Source organism: Ascidiimonas meishanensis, assembly GCF_037782385.1.
GTDB classification, from domain to species: domain Bacteria; phylum Bacteroidota; class Bacteroidia; order Flavobacteriales; family Flavobacteriaceae; genus Ascidiimonas; species Ascidiimonas meishanensis.
In genome coordinates, this window is sequence record NZ_JBBEXD010000010.1 from 34,956 (window position 1) to 56,930 (window position 21,975).

The window sequence follows — 21,975 nt, forward strand, 5'->3', positions numbered from 1 at the left end:
TCCCGTAAGTCTTCAATTAGTAGCAATCTTTGTCCGCAGATTTTTGTGCGGCACAGTTCGTTTCACTCCTGTCTATTCCATTTTTATTTGTTAAATTCAGTGCGATAATAATAGTACTAATCATACACAAGAGGTTGTGCCATCTAACGCAAAAAGAATTACAAATGAGTAAAATTTCTATGCTAGCCTTATTATGGATCATTGCATTCAGCTCCTGCAAAAATTCCAAAAAAGAAATTGACCAACTTGAAATTGCAAAACAATACTACCAGGTTCTTGACAATTCTGATCATGCTGGTATGGCAACACTCATAAAAGATAGTATTTTGACCATAGAAACGGAAGCTGACTATGAACAGAAATTTTCACAGAAAGAATATATAGACTGGTTAAAATGGGACTCCGTATTTGAACCAACTTACAAAATTCTAGATATAGAACAAGAAAATGGAGCTGTTAAAGCAACGATTTCAAAAATAGATAAAAGAATCTCTTTTCTTCATGAAGAACCCGTTGTTACTCGTCAAGTGATCCGGTTTGACCACGATAAAATAATCAGCATTGAAACCACCAAGTATATAATTTTTAATGATACCAAATTTGTTAAAAACAGAGAGGCTCTTTTAAGTTGGATGGAAGAAAATCATCCAGATTTAAACAGATTTATATACGACCAAACCGAGGCAGGTGGTTTAAAATACCTAAAAGCCATAGCGCTGTATCAAAATAGAAAATCAAGTGTTGGAAATGGAAAACAAAATTAGCGTAAATGTGGTTTCTTCTGGAATGGTAGAAGATGCTTATGATAAGGATTGTTTTCTCATACATAACTCTATTCCCATGAATAAAGTAATAAATATATACGAAGTGTAAAAGGAAATGGAAATAGAGAAATTATAATTAAAAAATTAAAATAGAGCCATGCAAGAATACTCAAAATCAAAACTAAACATTGTAAAACGCGGAAATAATAGAGCCACGTATGATGTGGAAAAAGTAAATGCCATTTTAGACGCTGGCTTTATTGGCTATGTGAGTTATACATATCAAGAAAGAGCCATTACGCTGCCAATGGCATATGGCAGAAAAGACGATAAAATTTATTTGCATGGTTCTCAAGCAAACAGAATGTTACTCACTTTATTAGAAGCTAAAACAATGAGTATTACAGTTATGCATTTAGATGCTTTGGTTTTAGCTAGATCTGGATTGCACCATTCTGTAAATTATAGATCTGCAACGCTATTTGGTTCCGTAAAAAAAATAGAAAACCCTAAAGAAAAAGATGCCGCTCTGTTTTGTTTTATGGAACATATGATGAAAGGACGTTGGGATGAAATAAGGCCAATGTATCCAGAAGAATTAAAGAGAACTTTAGTGGTAGAAATGACTATTGAAACTGCTTCTGCTAAAATAAGAGATGTTGGCGTTGAAGATGAGCCAGAAGATTATGACTTAAATATTTGGGCAGGATTGGTTCCTATAAGGCAAGTAGCAGACTATCCCATTCCAGATAAGGGATTGCCTGAGAAGATGGAAACTCCAGAACACATTTTAGCATATTACCAAAAGAATAAAGAATAGAAAAAATGCGAATCAGTTCCTGAATAGTTTAATTTTAATGAAACTGTGAACAAATACAAACTGAAAATGGAACCCTATGGAAATAAGAAATAGTGTTTTGAACGACTTACCAAAAATTTTTGAGCTGTATCACATCGCAACGAATTTTATGCAATCAAAAAATCAAGTTGCCTGGCCTGAATTTTCCAGAGACTTAATTATTGAAGAAATTGAAGATTTAAGGCAATGGAAGCTTTTAATAAACGGTAAAATTGCGTGTATTTGGGCAACTACATTAAAGGACGAATTAATCTGGGGAAAGGAAAACACAGACCCTTCTGTATACATTCACAGAATTGCGACTGATCCCTATTTTCGTGGACAAAAACTCGTTAAACAAATTGTACGTTGGGCAGACAATTATTGTATCAATCACCACTTAGATTATATAAGAATGGACACGGTTGGTCTAAATCAAGGGCTAATTAAACATTATGAGAAACTTGGTTTTACTTTTTTAGGAACAAAGGAACTTGATAATGTAACTAATTTACCCAAACACTATAGTGAAGGACCCGTTTGTTTATTTCAAAGAAAAGTAAAAAATAAGGGCAAACATAGCGTATGAATGTAAAGAAAGAATAATGATGTTGCTTCTTAAAAAGAAACAGAAATCACTACCATTTTGAAAATAAACTATAACAATAAGAAATTTAGACCTATCAAGAACACTGAAAATGGGGAAACAACAGAGGAAACCATTTTTGAGTATAAACAAGACGGTAAAATTTTAACCTCAGAATATGAGGGTGGACACATTAAAAAAGGACATTTAATTGGATTAGTGGATGAAGATGGAAATATTGAAATGCGCTATCATCAAATCAACACAAAAGGAGAGTTTATGACTGGAATCTGTTTTTCCAAACCAGAGATTCAATCAAATGGAAAGCTTCGTTTATATGAGAACTGGCAATGGACGTCAAAAGATAAATCCAAAGGAGAATCCATTTTAGAAGAATTGTAAATACCTATAAATAATCAAATCCGCTGCCGCCATTTGGTAACTGGTTGCTTTGCTATCCTAATAAGGACAGCAGTATTACTCCATAAAAACAAACTCATCTATTTTCTAAAATAATAATATTTTCTGCAAAGTTTTCTCCACTACTATATCCTTAAGCGATTGCTTCTGCAACAAATCCTGCTTTCATTGGGTTTAATAATATGTAAGTTAACCCCCTCCAGTTGCAAATTGGAGAGCGTATGGGAGTAGGTGAAAGAAATTAGTCGTTAAAAAGAGTATCATCGCGCTTTCCAAATAGTATAAACATAGATTTTCACTCTTTCAACCATACCATTTCAAAAAACCAAAACCTTCAATATGAATTTCTTTTTTTAGGTAAATTCTTACCTCTAACACGCTCTTTACTAGCTCTTAAGCCCTTTTAAAATTAGCTAATACTTCAAAATCTTTTAGGTATATTTACATCCTGATAAAAAATTTATGCGCAAAACAGTAGTCAAATTGTTGGTTTTACTTCCCTTTCTAATGGCTTTTCAATGTGATGAAGATAGAATAGAACCTGTATCCACCGTCACCGACATAGAAGGAAATGTATATCACACCTTAGAGATTGGAAATCAAACATGGATGCTTGAGAATCTCAAGACAACCACTTTTAACGATGGAACACCTATTGAGAAATACGAATTTGGAATGGACTGGGGAGATTTACCTGATGAAACACCTCAATACCAATGGGCGGATACTAGCGATCTGAATAATGTTGTCGAGGAGGAATTACCTTTTGATTTCTATGGAGCCATGTACAACCATTGGGCTATCCAAAGTGGAAAATTAGCTCCTAACGGATGGCGAATCCCTACTCCAGCAGATTTTGAGGAATTGGAAAATTATTTGTCTAATAATGGTTTTGAAGGTAATGAGGCAATCGCCTTGAAATCGGTTACCGGATGGTTACCTTCTTCTGGAAACGGAACAGATGAATTGGGTTTTAACGGTTTGCCAAATGGATATGTCAATACATTTGGCGGTCCCACCGCAGGGCAAGCTATTTGTACTTGGGCAACAACCAATGTAAATACAGCGCTTCCATTAGGATCTCGCACAAGAGTAATGGTACAACTTTTTAATGCAGGCACTATACTTTATAACAATAACTCGATACGAATAGGTGCTGGAATAAGATGCATTAAAGAATAAATATTTAACAACCTAAAATTCCCTTTAGGTAGCACTCGTCTAAGCCTTTGAAAGTAGTATTTATCTTGGCAATTACAAAAAGCATTCAACCTAGATATAGAAATAGCTAACCGCTATTTTAAAACGTACCCTATAAAGTGATTGCAAAGCTTTTTTATAAAAAGGTGATTTTTCTATTCATCAAAAAAACAACTTCTATATATTTGAAGCCGTAAAGCGGAGTGTATAAAAGAACATACGCTTTTTGCTTGGCATAAGGTATCTTACAATTCCTTTTGCATTAAATCTAATCAGTACAGACGCGTAATGCTTACTATTATGAAAGACACTAAAATGCTAAATTATATTAAAGATGTATTAGAAAATATGCCCGCAGATTGGCTGGGTCTTACCACACATAGATTAGATATTTATGACGAAAAATTGGCTAAAACTCAATTCTTAACGCAGTTTGAAGCCTTATTCAACAAAAATAACACAGCGTCTGCCGCACTTAGTAACCTGCCTACTGCTTATGACTATATTAGATTGGGGCATCCCCTATCTTGTATTCTAGAGTGGAGTATTGCCAACTTACACCATTTAAATTCAAAAAATGTCATCAGCTTTGCCTCAAAAACAATTCCCATTTTAGCCATTCTAAGAAAGAATTTGTTAGCCCACAAAAACACGCAAATCATCTATACAGACACGCTCCCTGATTTTTTTGATATAGCTGTGCTTCGGCAAATTTATGGCTATACATTTGAGCTTACTCAGATTAAAAATAGCGAAGAGATTCCCGAATTTAAAGGGACTACTGTTTTTATAACTGCGCAAGATGAAATAGATTCTATTGCTCTTCCCGCCAATATTGACTTTTTGGTACATTTACATGCCCAGTATGGCAGTATTTTATTAGTAAATGGTGAAAGAAATGAAGACTATATCTCAGAAATACAACATGTAAGAAGGAGAGAGACTATTGCAATGACCCCCGCCAATTGTCTAGCCAGCCTAAGACTTCTTACCAAACAGTCTTTTGATCCTAAAAAAAATAATCACAAAAACAATAAAGCACTCGTTACAGATGCTATTAAAACCATAACGGGAACAAACACAAAAGCATTAGTGGCATCTAGCGGACTCTCCATGCAATATGCAATAATGATGGGGCTTATTCATGATGCGTTGGAAAAGCATCCACAAAAACCCATTAAAATAATTGTACCGCCCAATTGTTATGGTGGAACTAATGACCAGGCAAGACGAGTTGCTGCATGTATTGATAAGGTAGAAATTTTAGATTTACTGGTAGATGGCGATCATGATATGGTGCAAAGTATTGATTACCTCTTAGAGAAAGTGGCTTATGAAGACGCGATTCCCTATATTATAGCAGAAATCCCAACCAATCCAAGAGTAGAAGTTCCAGACCTCATCCAATTAAAGGCGGTTTTGAGTAGACCCCGTAAAACAGCAACCGGAACATTGGCTATTGATCCTGTTTTTATTTTAGATCAAACCTTTTGTCCTAATGTATATTTTTTGGGAGAAGAGGATGTACTTGCTAGCACAAAGACTATTTCTTATGTAAGTGGTTCTAAATTTCCCAGTGGAGGATTATGTACTGCGGGGTACTGTGCAACCAACAAAAAAGGAGAAGCATTGATGGATTACATAGAAAAGCATTTAAAAATTTGCGATAATGAGGCAACAAACCATCAAATGGAAATACTAGCCAGACAACTCCCTTCCATGAACCAAAGAATTAAGGATGCCTATAAGAATACCCGTGAATTTGTAAACTTCATTAAAGATACGTTGCCAGAAGCCAAGATCAATTTTGTTTCAGAAGAACTGGCGCAAAAAGGCTTTATCCCATCTGTATTCTCATTAGATCTGCCCACCAAAGGATCTACTGAAGAGGAAAGAGAAGCCTACAAAAGAGCATTGAACTACCAATTAATCAATTTAATGATTAAAGAAATCCCACAGGAAAGTAAGTTTTGTGTGAGCTACGGACAGTTAAAAGGTTGTTATTGGACCATCCCTGCGACCTCTACCCAAGGTACAACCAAAGAAGGTGATAAAGATTATATTGTTAGGGTGGCACTTTCACATGATATGGATGTTGAACTCCATAAAAAAGTTTTTCTAAATTTTGTTGAAAATATATAAGTACGCAAGAGATAGTGAACAATCTAAGAAGAATCTTAAGATGGAGTAATTTTTAAAAAATGAAACGCGTAAAAAGTAACAAGATGATTACCTATCAAACCTACTCCTAGACAATATCCATATTCTTTTTTATAAGTATTTGTACTATCGCCCTTATTGTTAAAAATTATAGTATTATCATAATCCAAGGTTAATTCTAGATCAGAAAACTCTTCTAATGATTTGAGTTTCTTCAAGTTTAAAATATTGACCTTCTCGTTAATACTAAATTGATGTAAGCTTTTCCCCCAAGGGCTTTTCAATACTTCCTTGGGAAGAGATAATTTCTTAAATCTATTCAAAACCCTATCTGGACTCGGTACATTCAAAAAAAGATTGTCCTTTAGATGATCTTGAAAGTTACCGCCTCAATACAATCTCCTCCACAAAAATAAATAGACCAAAAAGAATACAATATATCTATCTTTCCAAGAATATTTGTTTTGAGAAAGTAATACGGGTAAACAAGTTTGTAATAAAGAGCCTATATTTTGTTTTTCGAATTCGTCTAAAACAAAATTTAAATACCCAAATGGGCTTATGTGAGAAGATTTAAGTGTTTTCATAACAGTGTCCTGATCAACACCAATTTAGTTGAAAACACATAAAACCGCAAACCTTTGATAACAAATAGTTTGCGGTTGTTTTTTAACCTTGACATATGGATTTAAGGGTTTTACTGGTGGTTTGAGTAGTGGCCCCAAATTTTCTAAAATCGAACTTTTTATATCGATATTTAAAATCTATAAATACATTTTTGAAAAATATTTACACATTCTAAAGGTATTTTAAAATTTATTTATTTACATATTTCAATACATAATGTATTTTTTGAAGGTACGCAACCGAATGAGTCAGGAAAGGTGATAGGGCTAGGGTCAATACAAGATAGACCTCCCGAAGTATAACTTGTTCTACCTCCTTCAATTCCAACTTGAGTAATTAGAGAAATAGTTTTTTTGTTAAGATTTAATGATTTAAGATTTCTTTTTTTCATGATAAAAAATGTGTAAGATTAATTTTTAAGTAAAGAAAGAATAATTATATAATTTTTCCTAAGGAAAATTCCCCTTTAACATTCAGGTATTAGTTTTAAAAATAAAAAATCCCCTGCTCCCGCCAGTTTACAACTTATAAACCTACAATTGAGCAAAAAAATATAAATCAGGCAGATTTCTCACCCCGCTACGCAGAGAGTTCGAAATGACAGTACTTGATGAAGATTAACAAAATATAAAAACCTACCCCGTACATTTACTAACTATCAAAAAAACAACCCTGATATTATAGTACTACAACCATAACAAACCTCATTAAAATGCATCTGGTGATCCTTAGCAAAGGTTTAGACCTAGTTATCGCAAAACTTTTGATACTAGCTCCACCAAGCGATAAAAGAAACCTCTAGGCAGCAACGTATTGAAAAGATTATAGAATTATGTGCTTCGAATACAAAATCTCGCTAAAAGATAAGTTTTTTCAGATTACTCATATAGCCTCTACTCACGCGAACCACATCTGTATTCTGCATCACTACATCATAACTCTTGGTATATTTTACCAGCTCTTTTACCTTGTGCATATTTATCATGGCAGAGCGATGTACCCTTAAAAAAATAGCTGGATCCAGTTTTTCTTCTAGCGTGGAGATTCCGTAATTACTTAAAAATGTATTTTCAGTAGTAATTAACTTAGAATAATCCCCATAAGCTTCCACACGAATAATATCCTTGGTATTTACAGAAACCAACTTCTTGGCTAGCTGCACCAGAATACGGGTTGGATATTCCGGTTTATCGTTAATCAAACTTTGTGCTAAAGGCAATAAACCTTGCATATCTTTTTCAGAAGAAAGACGCTCCACCGCTACCGTAAAACGCTCTAACGTATAAGGCTTCAACAAATAATCAACTGCATGTACTTCAAATGCCTTTAAAGCATACTGATCATAGGCAGTGGAGAAAATAATCTGGGGCACTTCTTCTAGATGTGTTAGTACTTCAAAGCCCGTCATTCCGGGCATTTGTATGTCCATAAAAGCCAAATCGGGTCTAAATTCATTCATTAATTTTACCGCATCTACCCCATTGTTGGCTTCACCTACGAGCACCAGCTCTGGAAATCCCGTAAGGTATTCCTTAATTAACTTCCGCCCTGCGGCCTCATCGTCTATAATTACAACTTTCTTCATTTAAATACTGAATTCTATTTTTAACCCCTTGGGAGTATTGTCTAAAATTCGCAATTTACTCTGGTACATTTTTTCCAATCGCAACCGCGTATTAGAAAGTCCTACCCCACTGTTAAGGGCTGTTTCTTTGTCTTGAATACCAATACCTGTATCAGAAATTTGAAACCAAAGTTTCCCTCCTCTTTTTTGAATCTTAATTTCAATCTCTCCCCCTTCAATAAGTGTTGCCAAACCGTGCTTTACAGAGTTCTCTACCAAGGGTTGTAAAATCATGGGCGGTACTTTTTCCTCCATCGCCTCCTTGTCTACCTGAATGTTGATGGAAAGCCTATCCCCAAAACGTTCTTTTTCAAGATCTAAGTATTTTTTTACAAAGGCAAGCTCTTCTTCCAAAGGCACCAATTCTGTTCTGGAAGCTTGTAACTGATACCGAAACAGGTCAGACAACTCTGCAATGAGCTTTCGCGTCTTTTCCTGTTCTGGAGGAACGCTGGCATTAATCGTATTAAAAATATTGTATAAAAAATGAGGATTCAACTGGGCTTTAATAGCCGATAATTCACTCTTTAAAGCTGCCTGCCTTAATTCGCCTTCAAGAAGCAGTTTTCTTTGATTCTCCTTAAAATAATTATATGCATGAAGAATCCCAAATTGAAGCACATAGAACAAACCGGGTATGTAATTATCCCAGACGCTAAAAGCTCCTCTGAGATGCCCCAATCCATAAAAATCACTTACCGCATAATAGATTTGTTGCCAGACTATTACAAAAAAAGGAAGAAAAAAAATGTGCAACAAAAGTCTATTTTTTATGCGCCAATGCTTGAGCTTTCTAAAAATTAACCACCAAAGAGGAATTGTTAAAAGTAACTTTAAAAGATAATCCAATCCCCCAGAATCAAAAAAACTGTTCACGCTAAATAACGGATCATCTGCTCTTTGAAAACCAAGCCTATTAATCCATAAAGTAACATAATAGCTAAGGGCAAAAAACAAATAGAAAGCAAGAAAGGCAAGTAACTCGTCTAAACGAACTCCTAAAATTTTTCGGTTAAGCAAATTTCTATACATACGTATACGCTTTTAACAAAGCTACTAATAGTTACGCATATTTAGCGAGTGATACAGACGAGTCGTCTTATAGATCGACGAATGGTCTTGGGTGTATTCATCAAGCTATTAGTCCACTCAACAGATTTAAAATGAATCCTCCAAAGGAAGCGTACATATTTGTACCCTAAAATCAGAAGATATGAAAATACATTTCCTTCCCTTCATCATTAAACAACTGCTCATCTTGCTGTTGACACTTTTGGGTTTTTCGTTTGTAGCATCAGGTCAATACAGTATTAACGGCACGGTTACAGACAATCAACAAAATGCGCTTACCGCAGTAACAGTTACTGCCTTTAGTCAACCAGAAAATACCTTTACCAAAGCGGCCATTACCAATGATGCCGGTGTGTTTATCATTCAAAACTTAAAACCCGGTAAGCTAATCCTAGAGATCAACAGCCTAGGTTTTAGTACCTATAGAACAGCCCTAATTGAAATAAAGGATACGAACGTGAATTTAAAAACAATTATCCTTCAAACCAGAACAGAAGAACTGGAAGCCGTCACCGTAATTGCAGAAAAGCCCTTGGTAGAAGTAAAAGCAGACCGTACCATTTTTAATGTACAAAGCAGTATTAGTGCCTCTGGAATTTCGGGTTTTGAATTGCTACGAAAAGCACCGGGGGTTATAATAGATAATAATGACAACCTAATGGTAGAAGGAAAAAATGGGGTGCAAATTTTCATAGATGGCAGACCTTCTCCGCTCAATGGAACTGATTTAATCAACTATTTAAAAACCATTCAGTCTTCTGATATTGAATCCATTGAGATTATTACCCAGCCTTCTTCCAAATATGATGCTGCCGGAAATGCAGGCATTGTAAATATTATTTTTAAACGCGATAAAAGTCTTGGGGTAAATGGTTCTGTCTCCTCTGGTTTCACGATTGGTGATTTTGCGCGCTATAACAATGCCGTTTCTTTTAACAGCCGCAACAAGACAACCAGTCTTTTTGGAAGTTATAGCAATCGCTTTGGTAAAAGTGCTAGCTTCTTAAATTTACTGCGAACACAGAATAATACCCAGTTTAATGCTAGGTCTGAAACTATTGGTAACAACAATAGCAACAATATAAAATTGGGGTATGATGTGTATGCAACTTCCAAAAGTACTTTTGGGATCTTAGTAAATGGAAATTTTAATAATTCTTTTGGAGATACCAATTCCAGAACCCCTATTATTCCATCTGGAAATACCTCTCCAGAACAGGTACTGAGGGCTGAGAGTAATACCCAAAACACCTCCAACAATCTTTTTGCGAACTTCAACTATCAATTTAAAGACACCCTGGGGCATAAGATCAATGCAGATTTTGATTATGGAGTTTATAGTAGTGACCGATTTAACTTTCAGCCCAACACCTATTTTAATGGGGAGGAAACCGAAGTGATTAGCGAGTCTATCTTTAATATGATCACCCCTATTGATATTCGTATTCTCACACTACAAGCAGATTACGAACAAAATTTTCATAAAGGTACGCTGGCACTCGGATTTAAAATATCGGATATAAAAACCGAGAATCAATTTGATTTTTTTGATCGGATTAATGGGGAAGATATCCTAAATCTAGGCCGTAGTAATACCTTTGCTTATGATGAAAACGTGAATGCTGTTTATTTTAATTACAGCAGACAGTGGAAAAAATACAGCTTTCAGTTTGGACTACGAATGGAGCAAACCCGTTCTACCGGAAGCTTGGAAAGTGCAACAGCAAATGAGAATGACCAAGTAAAAAGAAACTATACTAATTTCTTCCCAAGTGGAGGAATCACGTATAAACTCAATCAAAAAAATGCATTTGCCTTGTTATACAGTCGTAGAATTCAACGCCCCAACTACCAGAGTTTGAATCCGTTTGAATACCGGATAGATGAATTATCTTTCCGGCAGGGCAATCCATTTTTACAACCACAGTACACAGATAATCTAAAGCTTTCGCATACGTATAATTACCGTCTTACCACTTCCTTGAGTTATAGTTTTATTAGCGATTTCTTTGCACAGATTACGGAAGCAGCCCCCAACGATCAAAATTTTATTAGTACACGTAATGTAGCCAATCAGAAGGTCATCAACCTCAGCATTTCCTATCCTACCAAATTTACCAAATGGTGGAATGTGTATTTTAATTTGAATGCCTATCGCAGCATTTATGAAGCTACTACTAATGATTTTATAGCGCTTTCACAGAATACCTTAAGCTTTTATGGGCAAAATACCTTCTCTCTTCCTAAGAATTTTAAACTGGAAGTTTCTGGTTGGTACAGTTCCCCTTCTGTTTGGGGCGGCACTTATCAAACTAAAAGTCTGGGGTCTTTTAATCTGGCGCTTCAGAAAAAATTCTTTGACAATAAATTTACCGTTCGCCTTGCTGCAAACGATCTCTTTTTTACAGCGCCCTGGCGTGGCGATACCCAGTTTGGAGATTTATTTATCAGAGGAAACGGGGGGTATGATAGTAGACAGTTTAGCATCAATATTAGCTATAACTTTGGCAGAAAAGAAGTAAAAGCCGCCCGAAAAAGAAAGACTGGAATTGAGAATGAAAAGAATAGAATTGATTAAATGATAGCTTTTATTGAATTTAGCAGTATCCTAAAAAGGGAAGTCTACACTTATTACCTTGTGATTTAGTGGGTAATAAGAATACTAAACTTTACAGGTCTCTTGATCCTTATAAGACGCTAGTTTTTCAAGAATTTTTTTAGACTTTATTTTTCCTGCTCAAAAAATTTATAAATAACACTTATAACAAAAGGGGTAAGAATAATCAACCTAATGTTTTAAATTCGCAATTGAAAATTTAAAACTATTATGACCGTCTGGATCATATTTATTGCTACCATTATTGTCTTTCTTTTAATAGATCTAGGTATTTTCAATAAAGAGGCACATGTTATTAGCGTAAAAGAAGCTTCTATTTGGACGTCTGTATGGGTTTCTTTAGCCTTGCTCTTTTCCATCATGGTATATGTAATCTATTCCAAAGAATGGATTCAGAATCCGGAAGCACTTACTCCTTCTAATGCGGCAGTTAAATATATTACAGGTTATCTGGTAGAACTATCACTAAGTGTTGATAATATTTTTGTGATCGCTGTTATTTTTTCCTCCTTTAAAATACCGCAGAAATTTCAACATAGGGTTTTGTTTTGGGGAATATTAGGTGCAATAATTTTTAGAGCCACAATGATCTTTTTTGGAGTAGCGCTGGTAAATAGTATTAGTTGGATTATTTATATTTTTGGAGCATTTCTTCTATTCACCGCTTTTAAAATGTTGGTCTCTAATGAGGAAGAAGAGTTTGACCCCAAGACTTCTTTCGTATATAGAAATATTCGTAAAATATTTCCGGTAACAAATGTGGTAGAAAGTCAAGATTTTTTTGTGAAGCGAAAATACTTAACCGCAGCAACACCCCTTTTTATCACATTAATTATTATTGAAATCACCGATGTTCTTTTTGCGCTAGACAGCATCCCAGCCGTAATTGGTATCACTACAGACCCTTTTTTAGTCTTTAGTTCTAATATTCTAGCCATTATGGGGCTTAGATCTATGTATTTCTTTCTGGCAAATATGCTTCAAAAGTTTGAAGCTTTAAAATATAGTTTGGTGGTTATTCTCTCTTTTGTAGGGATCAAATTGATTCTTTCCCACCACATAGAATTTCCAGAATGGGTATCTTTAGTAGTTATATTTATATCTTTAACAGCAGGTATTGCCTACTCCTATCTAAAAAAAGATCCTCCTAAAGCATAACCCACCCCCATTAACAATCCTTTAAGAGATTCTAAATGTGTTTTGTGTAATTTTAAGCTTCTTGGAAACCACCCTATGAAGAACTTAGCGCCCTTTCTGGTTTGCGTTCTCTATAGTTCGCAAAAAGGAAACTGCTTTTTAAAAAAATGTCTAATTAAAACATACTTGTAGCTGTTTGTAATACTTTTACTAATAAAGCCAGTGGGTTTAAAATCTTTGCCGAAAAAATTTCCAAAAGTGCATTTTTTTACAAATCTTGAACAACAAATAAAACGATAGCTAATCAAAGAATAATTTTATGAAATACTATTACACTTTCCTAATAGCCTTTTTAAGTATGGGGGTATTCGCCCAAGATTTCTCTATGGAGGCCATAAAAGGAATGAAACCTCGTAATATTGGACCCGGAGGAATGAGCGGTAGGGTAACTGCCATTGATGTGGTGACTTCTAACCCGAATGTAATGTACGTGGGAACTGCTTCTGGCGGTCTCTGGAAATCGGAATCTGGAGGGGTTTCCTGGAAACCCATCTTTGAAAAAGAGGCTACAGCTTCTATTGGTGCCGTAGCAATTCAGCAATCAAACCCAAGTGTTATTTGGGTGGGAACGGGAGAAGGAAACCCTAGAAATAGCTTGAATGGCGGCTACGGAGTCTACAAATCCTTAGATGGTGGAAAGAACTGGCAATTGATGGGACTGGAAAAAACCAGACATATTCACAGGGTAATCATAGACCCTACAGATCCAAACACGGTGTACGTAGGCGCCATTGGATCTCCTTGGGGAGTACACCCAGAAAGAGGGGTTTTTAAAACTACTGATGGTGGTAAAACATGGCGCAAAGTGCTGTTTGCTAATAACAAAACTGGAGTAGCAGATTTGGTAATAGATCCTAAAAATCCAAATAAACTAATTGCCGCTCTTTGGGAACATAAACGTGACCCTTGGTTCTTTAAATCTGGTGGTGAAGGTAGCGGACTTTACATTAGTCATGACAAAGGGGAAACCTGGGAGCAACGCACAGAAAAAGATGGATTGCCCAAAGGAGCGTTAGGTAGAATTGGAATTGCTATAGCCCCAAACAAACCTAATATTATTTATGCGCTTATAGAGGCTAAAAAGAATGCACTCTACAAATCTGAAGATGGCGGATTTAAGTGGAAAAAAATCAATGAAAAATCAGATATCGGTAACCGTCCTTTTTACTATTCTGATATTTTTGTTGATCCTGAAAATGAAAATCGAGTATACTCTGTCTTTACCTATGTAAATGTCTCTGAAGATGGCGGAAAGAATTTCAAGCAATTAATGCCTGCCTATAATACAGACAAGGGAGTACATCCAGATCATCATGCCTGGTGGATTCATCCTAATAATGGAGCGTTTATGATTGATGGGAATGACGGAGGTATGAATATTACCTATGACGGTGGAAACAGTTGGCGTTTTATTGGAAACCTTCCGGTAGCTCAGTTTTATCATATTAGTACCGATAATGAATTTCCATACAACGTATACGGCGGTATGCAGGACAATGGTTCTTGGAGAGGTCCTGCCTATGTTTGGAGAGCACAAGGTATTAGAAATGATTACTGGCAGGAAATTGCTTTTGGTGATGGGTTTGATGTAGTTCCAGATTTAGATGATTCTAGATATGGATACGCCATGAGTCAGCAAGGTTTTGTTTCACGATACGATTGGAAAACTGGAAATAATTATATTGTTCGTCCTACCCATTCAGATCCTGATATCAAACTAAGATTCAATTGGAATTCAGGGATTGGACAAGATCCATTTGATAATTCTACCGTATATTTTGGAAGTCAGTTTGTACATAAAAGCACCAATAAAGGGCTTACATGGGAAGTGATCTCCCCAGATTTAACAACCAACGATCCTGATAAACAAAAACAAAGTGAAAGTGGCGGACTCACTATGGATGCCACCGGAGCAGAAAATCACTGTACTATTTTAGTTATTGAACCCTCTCCTTTAGAAAAAGAGGTACTATGGGTAGGTACAGACGATGGTAATATTCAAATTACCCGAGATGGTGGTAAAACATGGACCAATGTGGTTTCTAAAATCAAAGGATTTCCAAAAGGAAGTTGGATAGCACAAATAAAAGCCTCCAATAAAAAGAAAGGAGAAGCTTTAGTGGTAGTGAACGATTATAGAAGATTTAATTATACCCCCTACGTATATAGAACCACCAATTATGGAAATAACTGGGAGCGAATTGTAGCCACTAAAGATGTTAAAAGTTATGCTTTAAGTATTGTGGAAGATCCTGAAAATGAGAACTTACTATTTTTAGGTACTGATGATGGTTTGTATATTTCACTGGATGCTGGTACGAAATGGACCAAATGGACGGAAGGTTTTCCAACTGTATCTACCAAAGATTTAGTGATTCATCCCAGAGAACACGATTTGGTGATTGGCACTTTTGGAAGAGCCGCTTGGGTTTTAGATGATATTCGTCCGTTAAGAGCCATTGCAAAAGATAAATCTATCTTAACAAAAGAAATCAAAATCTTTGATCCTCCAATAGCATATCAAGCTGCTTATCAACAACCTACGGGAAGCCGTTTTGGTGCAGATGCTATTTTTAATGGAGAAAACAGAAAGCGTGGCGCTAAAATAACATTCTATTTGAATAAAAAAGAAGATCCGAAGAAACCAGAAATCTCTGAAGATGAAAAAGAGAATCAAAAGCTCACAAAAGACTCCATAAAATTAACTGTTTATGAGGGTGAACGACTTATTAGAACCCTCAAAATAAAAACACCCAAAGAAAATGGAATACATCATTTTTATTGGGGAATGAATGAAAAAGGAGCCGATAGACCTTCTAGAAAACTTTCTAAAAACAAAAATCCAAAAGAAGAAGGTGGTGTTTTAGTTAAACCCGGCACCTACAAGGTGAAAATTCAATTTGGCGATTTAACAGATGAAACTACAGTTACCGTAAAAACAGATCCGCGATTGAAAGTTTCTCAAACAGCCATTGCAGAAGTGTATGAACACGGTAAAAAAGTTCAAAAACTTCAACAAACTAGTGCCGATGCCGTGAAACAACTAGTTGAAAGCAAACAAGTAGCCCTTGAATTTGAAAGAAGTTTAAAAGAACAGGACAAAGAGAAATACAAAGACGCCATTAAGGCATCTAAAGACATTTCAAAAAAGATAGATAGCATCATCGCACTTTATATAGGAAAAGAAGATAAGCGACAGGGCATTACCAGAAATCCAGCTCCTAATGTGAATCAGCGCATTCAAACCGCAAGTTCCTATGTTAAAAGTAGAAAAACAGGAATTACTAATACAGAGAGACAACTCATCAAACATGCAGAAGAAAACTTGAAGGAAGCTATTGAGAAAACAAATAGTTTCTTTACTACCAATTGGAAGGTCTACCAAGAAACTATGGAAAAAATAGAGTTGTCTAAGTTTAAAGAAACCAAAACTTTTAAGTTATAAGATTTTATCAGGTTGTTATCTTAGAAATAGCAACCTGATAATTTTATGATCCTACTCATTATGAAGAAATATACAATTGTTTTTATTCTTTTACTTTGTTTTACAAGTAAGGCCCAACAAACAGGAGAAGATAATCTTGGTGCTTGGTATATGTATTTTGGCTCTAACAGAATTGCAGAAAAATTTAGTATCCATACAGAAGCCCAATTCAGATATTATGAAGCCACCTCCAATTTTAATCAGCTGTTGTTACGTACTGGATTAAATTACGATTTTGATCAAAAAACAATGATTACGTTGGGGTATGCATTTATAGACACAGACCCAACTTTTACAGATCTGACTTTGGCAGATGGCCCTTTTGTAGAAAACGATGTTAAAGAACACCGAATTTTTCAACAATTAATTATGAAAGGAAAATTAGGACGGTTAAAAGTAGAGCACAGGTATAGGTTAGAACAACGTTTTATTGAGACGAGCTTAGCATCAGACACCCAACACAGAGCCAGATATAGATTACAACTTACTTACCCCCTTTCTGCAAAATGGTTTCTTAACTGGTATGACGAAGTTTTTATAAACTTACAAGCGCCTATTTTTGGTCAAAACCGACTCTATGGAGCAGTGGGTTATCAATTTAATGAAGATTTAAGTCTTCAATTTGGATACTTAAAAAATCATTTTACCAATAGTAATTTTGACCGACTCCAATTCGCGGTATTTTGGAATACAGATCTTCGCAAGAAAACTGTCTCCAAATAACAAATTCAATTAAAGAGACCCGTTGAAAGTTTCCTAATGAGATTCCGACTCAGTGATTAACATGAGTGATTAATTTATATGCAAGACCTCTTATTCCTATAATTATGAGTACAGAAAAAGTAACATTCCAAAATAAAACTGGGTATAATTTATCTGGCAAGCTTGAACTACCCATAGATCAACATCCACATAACTTTGCCATTTTTGCACATTGTTTCACTTGTAATAAAAATCTGGGTGCTGTTAGAAATATTAGCCGTGCACTTACTGATAATGGTTTTGGGGTATTGCGTTTTGACTTTACTGGATTAGGTGAAAGCGAAGGCGACTTTACAGATACCAATTTTTCAGGGAATGTAGAAGACCTTCTTGCGGCGGCAGCATTTCTTGATAAAAATTATAAATCACCCTCCCTTATGGTAGGCCATTCTTTGGGTGGAGCTGCTGCCATTTTTGCAGCGGCAGAGATAGAAAGCATAGAAGCAATAGCAACTGTTGGTGCCCCTTCTAACCCTAAACATGTGAGCCATTTATTTAAAAGCAGTTTAGAAAAAATTAAAGAAGAAGGAAAAGCAGTGGTTAATTTGGCTGGCAGAGATTTTACTATTAAAAAACAATTTGTTGATGATTTAGAAACCAAATCACTCCCGGAAGTAGTTAAAGAAATGAGAAAATCTTTGTTGGTAATGCATTCTCCGCAAGATAATACAGTTGGAATTGCAAATGCAAAAGAAATTTATGATGCTGCCTTTCATCCTAAAAGCTTTGTTTCTTTAGACGGTGCAGATCATTTATTGATGAAAAAAGAAGATTCCGTTTATGTAGGTGAAGTAATTGCGAGCTGGGCAAAACGCTACATTAAAATTCCAGAAGAAAACGGAATAAAATCAAACCACCAAGTAGTAGCCAGTTTGGATACTGAAAATGGTTTTACCACTCAAATGAAATTAGGGAATCATACTTTTACAAGTGATGAACCCGAAAGTATTGGTGGAAATAATTTTGGCCCTACCCCTTATGAATTGGTCTCTGGAGGATTGGCAGCCTGTACGGCTATGACCCTTAAGATGTACGCATCCTTTAAAAAATGGGATCTAAAGAATGTAGAAGTTCATACAAGTTACAATAAAAAACATGCACATGATTGTGAAAACTGTGAATCGAGCACTGCCAAGATTGATACCTTTACCAGAGAAATAAAAATAACTGGAGATCTTGATGAGCAACAACGACAAAAATTATTAGAAATTGCAAATAAATGTCCCGTACACAGAACACTGCATAGCGAGATTAATATAGAAACTCAACTTATTACTTAACTTATGATATTTGAACGTACCGCATTATTGGTTGTTGATGTACAAAAAGGATTTGAAGAACAAGGGTATTGGGGAGAGGAACGTAACAACCTTGATGCCGAAAAGAAAATAGCACAAATTCTACATTATTGGAGAACGGCAAAGCTTCCTGTTTATATAATTAAACATTGCTCTACCAATAAGGCATCTCCACTACACAAATCTAATTTTGGGAATGCACTTCAAGATTTTGTGAATCCCCAACCGGGAGAATCTATTATAGAAAAAGAAGTGAACAGTGCGTTTATAGGCACCAATTTAGAAGAACAGCTAAAAGAGCAGCGTATCCATACGCTTATTATTGTAGGCTTAACTACAGATCATTGTATTTCAACCACTACCCGTATGGCCGGAAATCTTGGTTTTCATACCCTATTGATTGAAGACGCAACCGCTACTTACAATAAAAAGGGAATTGATGGCACTAATTATCCGGCAAAACTTATGCATGATACTGCTATCGCCAGCTTAAAAGATGAGTTTGCTGTTGTTCTTGGCACCGAAGAATTATTAAAACAGTTAGGAGCAGTAGATAGTTGCTAAATTCTGATGGTATGCGTAACTTCGTGAATAATTAAAAAACTAAAAAATGAAGAAATTAATATATGTTTTCGTACTCTCTTTACTAACCTTTACTGCCTGCAAAAACGCAGAGAAGAAGACAGAAGAGGTGGTAGAGGAAGTTGAAAAAGTAGTAGATAATACAGTGGAAGAAGTAGTGACGGTAAAAACGGTTTCTTTTCCGCTAGAATCTAAAAGCGGCAGTACCGCTAAGGGTATGGTTACTTTTACCGAAGAAAATAAAATGGTCACTATGACTGCTTCACTTATGGGACTTGAAGAAGGTATGCATGCCATCCATATTCATGAAAAAGCAGATTGTAGTTCTCCAGACGGTAAATCTACAGGAGGTCATTGGAACCCAACCTTTACAGATCATGGAAAATGGGGTGCAGAAGATGGTAAATATCACAAGGGAGACATTGGTAATTTTAGTGCAGATGCAGAAGGTAATGGGGCTATTAGTATCACAACAGATGAATGGTGTATTGGATGCGAAGATGAAACTAAGAATATTTTAGGAAAAGCTATTATTGTACATGCTGGTGTAGATGACTATGTAACCCAACCAACAGGGGCAGCAGGAGGCCGTGTAAGCTGTGGTGGTATTATTGAATAGTAATTTTCCTATAAAATAAAATACATCATAAAAAGGAGGTATTTTTTTATTCCTATTTTCCGGTTAATTTAGTAATATTGTCTTATTAATTAAGTACATATGCAACAACAGCAACTTATTGCTAAACTAAAAGAAAAAGATGCTGATGCTTTTGAAAAACTGTATAATATGTTTTCCGAAAGCATGCTAGGTGTCATATATAATGTAATTAGAGATCAAGAAGCTTCGGAAGAAATTTTACAAGATGTTTTTATCAAAGTATGGGATAAGGCAGGGAGTTACGATGCTTCTAAGGGGAGATTCTTTACCTGGATCTTAAATATTTCTAGAAACGCAGCTATTGATTATACACGTTCAAAAAAATTTAATACACAAAAACGAAACCTTTCGTCCGATTTATTCGTAAGTACTATAGAGAATGATGAAAATTTAGATGGAAAGACAGATGCAATAGGCATCAAAAAGTACGTTTTACAATTAAAAGATAAATGCATTGAAATTATAGATCTTATTTATTTTAAAGGTTATACGCATAGCGAAACTGCTGAAAAGCTCGAGATACCCATAGGTACTGTAAAAACTCGTAATCGCAGTTGTATTTCTAAGTTGAGAGAAGTAGTTTTAAATACATAATATGGATATTAAAGAATACATAAACTCAGGTATACTAGAATTGTATGTTGCTGGAGCTCTTTCTGAAGAAGAAAACAGAGAAGTTGCAGAGACTATCAATAAATATCCCGAAATTGAAGAAGAAGTAGAAGCTATTGAAGCAAGTATTTTGCAACTAACGGCAGCTACTAGTCCAAAAGATCGCAAAACAAACTTTGAATCTGTCAAAGAAAAGATTACTATTACTGAAAATAAAACACTTATTCCATTGGAACCAAAAAAATCTAAAAACGGAGCAAAAGCAGAAGATCAACCAAAAGTAGAAGATCAGCCAAAAGCAGATGATCAGCCAAAAGCAGAAGGTAAAGAGAAAGGGAAAAGAAAGGTAAAAAGTAAAACCAAACCAAAAAGTCCCGTAGATCTAAAAAAAGTACTAACAATGCTTCCTTATATGGGTTGGGCTGCAGCTGGTTTATTTGCAATAGGACTCTTCTGGATGGTTGGGAAAAATTCTACTTTGCAAGAAAAATATGATAGAGAAGTGAACGCTGTTAGCGTTCAAAACATGATCTTAGATGAGCGTATAGTGGATGCGGAAGAAGCATTACAGAAGCAAATTGAAGAGTCTGAGGCTAGAGAGGCAAAATTACAGCAAAAACTAGAGAAAGTTATTCAAGATAATACTGGTAAATTTCGAGGGCAAGAAATATTTACGGCAATTAGAAATGAAAAAATAACTACGGTTACATTAACTGGGCAAAAAGCTTCTCCTAGGTCTTATGCCAAAGCATATTGGAACAAAGAAGAAAAGAAGATTTATTTAGATGTACAAGGTTTACCTGAACCCCCAGAAGGAAAAGTATATCAGTTGTGGACGCTAAAACTAGATCCTCTCACCCCTACAAGTCTTGGCACTTTAGATAACTTTGACGATAATATTGAGAAAATTTTTATTATTGAGAATAGTAATCCAAGGATTACTGAAGGGTTTGGAATTACACTGGAACCAGCCGGAGGAAGTGAAGAACCAACCTTGGATAAATTATATACACTAGGTGTTCTTAGTACTTAAGGCTTTAAAATCTATCTTTTAAAAATAAAATAGTATCTGTCTAATACAACCTATAAATCCATATGTATGAACTTACATATGGATTTATATTTTTAATAGATAATTCATTGTAAAAATGAATGCCATTTATAAGATAGTATAAAAACTAAAGACATTTCATTTTACTTCATATCCTCCCTATTCAGAACAAACAAAGCACCTTTTTCAATAATTTAAAGTTCTATTCATTACAAACCCTCTTAAAAAATTAAATAACGTAAGTTCATCGTAAATAACCTGAGTTCGATGTAAAAAAAATTATTTTTTCTATGGATTTTTTTCTTTTCCGCAGTGTAGCAGGCCTTTTCCGTTAAAAATTTTTGAAGCCTTGGAAAAAATTTAGGAAAATGAATGCGGTTTTAGCCTTTTCAGCTAAAAACACCTCTGGAAATCGAAGATTCAT

18 protein-coding genes are annotated in these 21,975 nt (G+C 35.3%); 16 read left to right on the forward strand and 2 right to left on the reverse strand.

What is annotated here, in order from left to right; translation table 11 throughout:
• Positions 1 to 164: 164 nt before the first annotated feature.
• The 7 genes from WBG07_RS15615 to WBG07_RS15645 all read left to right on the forward strand — a co-directional run bounded on the left by WBG07_RS15615 (position 165) and on the right by WBG07_RS15645 (position 5,950).
• Positions 165 to 764, forward strand: coding sequence for a hypothetical protein (locus tag WBG07_RS15615; protein ID WP_340202547.1), 600 nt, complete (start codon positions 165 to 167; stop codon positions 762 to 764).
• Positions 748 to 873, forward strand: a complete 126-nt coding sequence (locus tag WBG07_RS15620) for a Rossmann-fold NAD(P)-binding domain-containing protein (protein WP_340202549.1) — start codon at positions 748 to 750, stop codon at positions 871 to 873. The genes WBG07_RS15615 and WBG07_RS15620 overlap by 17 nt, the downstream gene beginning before the upstream one ends.
• A 48-nt stretch (positions 874 to 921) precedes the next feature.
• On the forward strand, positions 922 to 1,584 hold the full coding sequence (locus tag WBG07_RS15625) for a pyridoxamine 5'-phosphate oxidase family protein (protein ID WP_340202551.1): 663 nt from the start codon (positions 922 to 924) through the stop codon (positions 1,582 to 1,584).
• Between the two features lie 76 nt (positions 1,585 to 1,660).
• Complete coding sequence (locus tag WBG07_RS15630) at positions 1,661 to 2,191, forward strand: GNAT family N-acetyltransferase (RefSeq protein ID WP_340202553.1); 531 nt, start codon at positions 1,661 to 1,663, stop codon at positions 2,189 to 2,191.
• A gap of 57 nt (positions 2,192 to 2,248) precedes the next feature.
• A complete protein-coding gene (locus WBG07_RS15635; protein WP_340202555.1) occupies positions 2,249 to 2,590 on the forward strand; it encodes a n-acetylglutamate synthase in 342 nt (113 codons plus the stop codon).
• A gap of 480 nt (positions 2,591 to 3,070) precedes the next feature.
• Positions 3,071 to 3,790, forward strand: a complete 720-nt coding sequence (locus WBG07_RS15640) for a fibrobacter succinogenes major paralogous domain-containing protein (protein ID WP_340202557.1) — start codon at positions 3,071 to 3,073, stop codon at positions 3,788 to 3,790.
• A 318-nt stretch (positions 3,791 to 4,108) separates the two neighbouring features.
• Complete coding sequence (locus WBG07_RS15645; protein WP_340202559.1) at positions 4,109 to 5,950, forward strand: PLP-dependent aminotransferase family protein; 1,842 nt, start codon at positions 4,109 to 4,111, stop codon at positions 5,948 to 5,950.
• A 1,501-nt stretch (positions 5,951 to 7,451) separates the two neighbouring features.
• Here the strand turns inward: WBG07_RS15645 and WBG07_RS15650 are convergent.
• Both WBG07_RS15650 and WBG07_RS15655 read right to left on the reverse strand, forming a co-directional pair.
• Positions 7,452 to 8,180, reverse strand: a complete 729-nt coding sequence (locus WBG07_RS15650; RefSeq protein WP_340202561.1) for a LytR/AlgR family response regulator transcription factor — start codon at positions 8,178 to 8,180, stop codon at positions 7,452 to 7,454.
• Entirely contained in the window at positions 8,181 to 9,251 is a 1,071-nt protein-coding gene (locus WBG07_RS15655) for a sensor histidine kinase (protein ID WP_340202563.1), read from the reverse strand.
• Positions 9,252 to 9,432: 181 nt separating this feature from the next.
• On the opposite strand from WBG07_RS15655, the gene WBG07_RS15660 reads away from it, so the two are divergent.
• From WBG07_RS15660 to WBG07_RS15700, 9 genes are all read left to right on the forward strand, one after another.
• Positions 9,433 to 11,868: a TonB-dependent receptor domain-containing protein gene (locus WBG07_RS15660; RefSeq protein ID WP_340202565.1), complete on the forward strand. Its 2,436-nt coding sequence runs from the start codon at positions 9,433 to 9,435 to the stop codon at positions 11,866 to 11,868.
• 249 nt (positions 11,869 to 12,117) lie between these two features.
• Positions 12,118 to 13,065 (forward strand): TerC family protein, encoded by a 948-nt coding sequence (locus WBG07_RS15665; RefSeq protein WP_340202567.1) that lies wholly within the window; start codon positions 12,118 to 12,120, stop codon positions 13,063 to 13,065.
• Positions 13,066 to 13,363: 298 nt separating this feature from the next.
• Positions 13,364 to 16,549 carry a VPS10 domain-containing protein gene (locus WBG07_RS15670; protein WP_340202569.1) on the forward strand — a complete coding sequence of 1,062 codons (3,186 nt, stop codon included), beginning with the start codon at positions 13,364 to 13,366 and terminating at the stop codon, positions 16,547 to 16,549.
• Between the two features lie 60 nt (positions 16,550 to 16,609).
• Entirely contained in the window at positions 16,610 to 17,311 is a 702-nt protein-coding gene (locus WBG07_RS15675; protein WP_340202571.1) for a DUF2490 domain-containing protein, read from the forward strand.
• Positions 17,312 to 17,415: 104 nt separating this feature from the next.
• Positions 17,416 to 18,630, forward strand: a complete 1,215-nt coding sequence (locus tag WBG07_RS15680) for a bifunctional alpha/beta hydrolase/OsmC family protein (protein WP_340202573.1) — start codon at positions 17,416 to 17,418, stop codon at positions 18,628 to 18,630.
• A gap of 3 nt (positions 18,631 to 18,633) precedes the next feature.
• On the forward strand, positions 18,634 to 19,212 hold the full coding sequence (locus tag WBG07_RS15685) for a cysteine hydrolase family protein (protein ID WP_340202575.1): 579 nt from the start codon (positions 18,634 to 18,636) through the stop codon (positions 19,210 to 19,212).
• A 46-nt stretch (positions 19,213 to 19,258) separates the two neighbouring features.
• The gene (locus WBG07_RS15690; protein ID WP_340202577.1) at positions 19,259 to 19,849 is read left to right on the forward strand and encodes a superoxide dismutase family protein; all 591 of its coding nucleotides are present in this window, start codon (positions 19,259 to 19,261) and stop codon (positions 19,847 to 19,849) included.
• 99 nt (positions 19,850 to 19,948) lie between these two features.
• The gene (locus tag WBG07_RS15695) at positions 19,949 to 20,482 is read left to right on the forward strand and encodes an RNA polymerase sigma factor (protein ID WP_340202579.1); all 534 of its coding nucleotides are present in this window, start codon (positions 19,949 to 19,951) and stop codon (positions 20,480 to 20,482) included.
• A 1-nt stretch (position 20,483) separates the two neighbouring features.
• The gene (locus WBG07_RS15700; protein WP_340202581.1) at positions 20,484 to 21,533 is read left to right on the forward strand and encodes an anti-sigma factor domain-containing protein; all 1,050 of its coding nucleotides are present in this window, start codon (positions 20,484 to 20,486) and stop codon (positions 21,531 to 21,533) included.
• The last annotated feature ends 442 nt before the right edge of the window (positions 21,534 to 21,975 follow it).

Bases quoted from the DNA above. Each gene is read 5' to 3' on its own strand.
- WBG07_RS15625 (WP_340202551.1), top strand. From the start codon at position 922: ATGCAAGAATACTCAAAATCAAAACTAAACATTGTAAAACGCGGAAAT.
- WBG07_RS15670 (WP_340202569.1), top strand. From the start codon at position 13,364: ATGAAATACTATTACACTTTCCTAATAGCCTTTTTAAGTATGGGGGTA.
- WBG07_RS15650 (WP_340202561.1), bottom strand. From the start codon at position 8,180: ATGAAGAAAGTTGTAATTATAGACGATGAGGCCGCAGGGCGGAAGTTA.
- WBG07_RS15640 (WP_340202557.1), top strand. From the start codon at position 3,071: ATGCGCAAAACAGTAGTCAAATTGTTGGTTTTACTTCCCTTTCTAATG.
- WBG07_RS15615 (WP_340202547.1), top strand. From the start codon at position 165: ATGAGTAAAATTTCTATGCTAGCCTTATTATGGATCATTGCATTCAGC.
- WBG07_RS15690 (WP_340202577.1), top strand. From the start codon at position 19,259: ATGAAGAAATTAATATATGTTTTCGTACTCTCTTTACTAACCTTTACT.
- WBG07_RS15680 (WP_340202573.1), top strand. From the start codon at position 17,416: ATGAGTACAGAAAAAGTAACATTCCAAAATAAAACTGGGTATAATTTA.
- WBG07_RS15700 (WP_340202581.1), top strand. From the start codon at position 20,484: ATGGATATTAAAGAATACATAAACTCAGGTATACTAGAATTGTATGTT.
- WBG07_RS15630 (WP_340202553.1), top strand. From the start codon at position 1,661: ATGGAAATAAGAAATAGTGTTTTGAACGACTTACCAAAAATTTTTGAG.
- WBG07_RS15695 (WP_340202579.1), top strand. From the start codon at position 19,949: ATGCAACAACAGCAACTTATTGCTAAACTAAAAGAAAAAGATGCTGAT.
- WBG07_RS15660 (WP_340202565.1), top strand. From the start codon at position 9,433: ATGAAAATACATTTCCTTCCCTTCATCATTAAACAACTGCTCATCTTG.
- WBG07_RS15620 (WP_340202549.1), top strand. From the start codon at position 748: ATGGAAAACAAAATTAGCGTAAATGTGGTTTCTTCTGGAATGGTAGAA.
- WBG07_RS15665 (WP_340202567.1), top strand. From the start codon at position 12,118: ATGACCGTCTGGATCATATTTATTGCTACCATTATTGTCTTTCTTTTA.
- WBG07_RS15655 (WP_340202563.1), bottom strand. From the start codon at position 9,251: ATGTATAGAAATTTGCTTAACCGAAAAATTTTAGGAGTTCGTTTAGAC.
- WBG07_RS15675 (WP_340202571.1), top strand. From the start codon at position 16,610: ATGAAGAAATATACAATTGTTTTTATTCTTTTACTTTGTTTTACAAGT.
- WBG07_RS15645 (WP_340202559.1), top strand. From the start codon at position 4,109: ATGAAAGACACTAAAATGCTAAATTATATTAAAGATGTATTAGAAAAT.
- WBG07_RS15685 (WP_340202575.1), top strand. From the start codon at position 18,634: ATGATATTTGAACGTACCGCATTATTGGTTGTTGATGTACAAAAAGGA.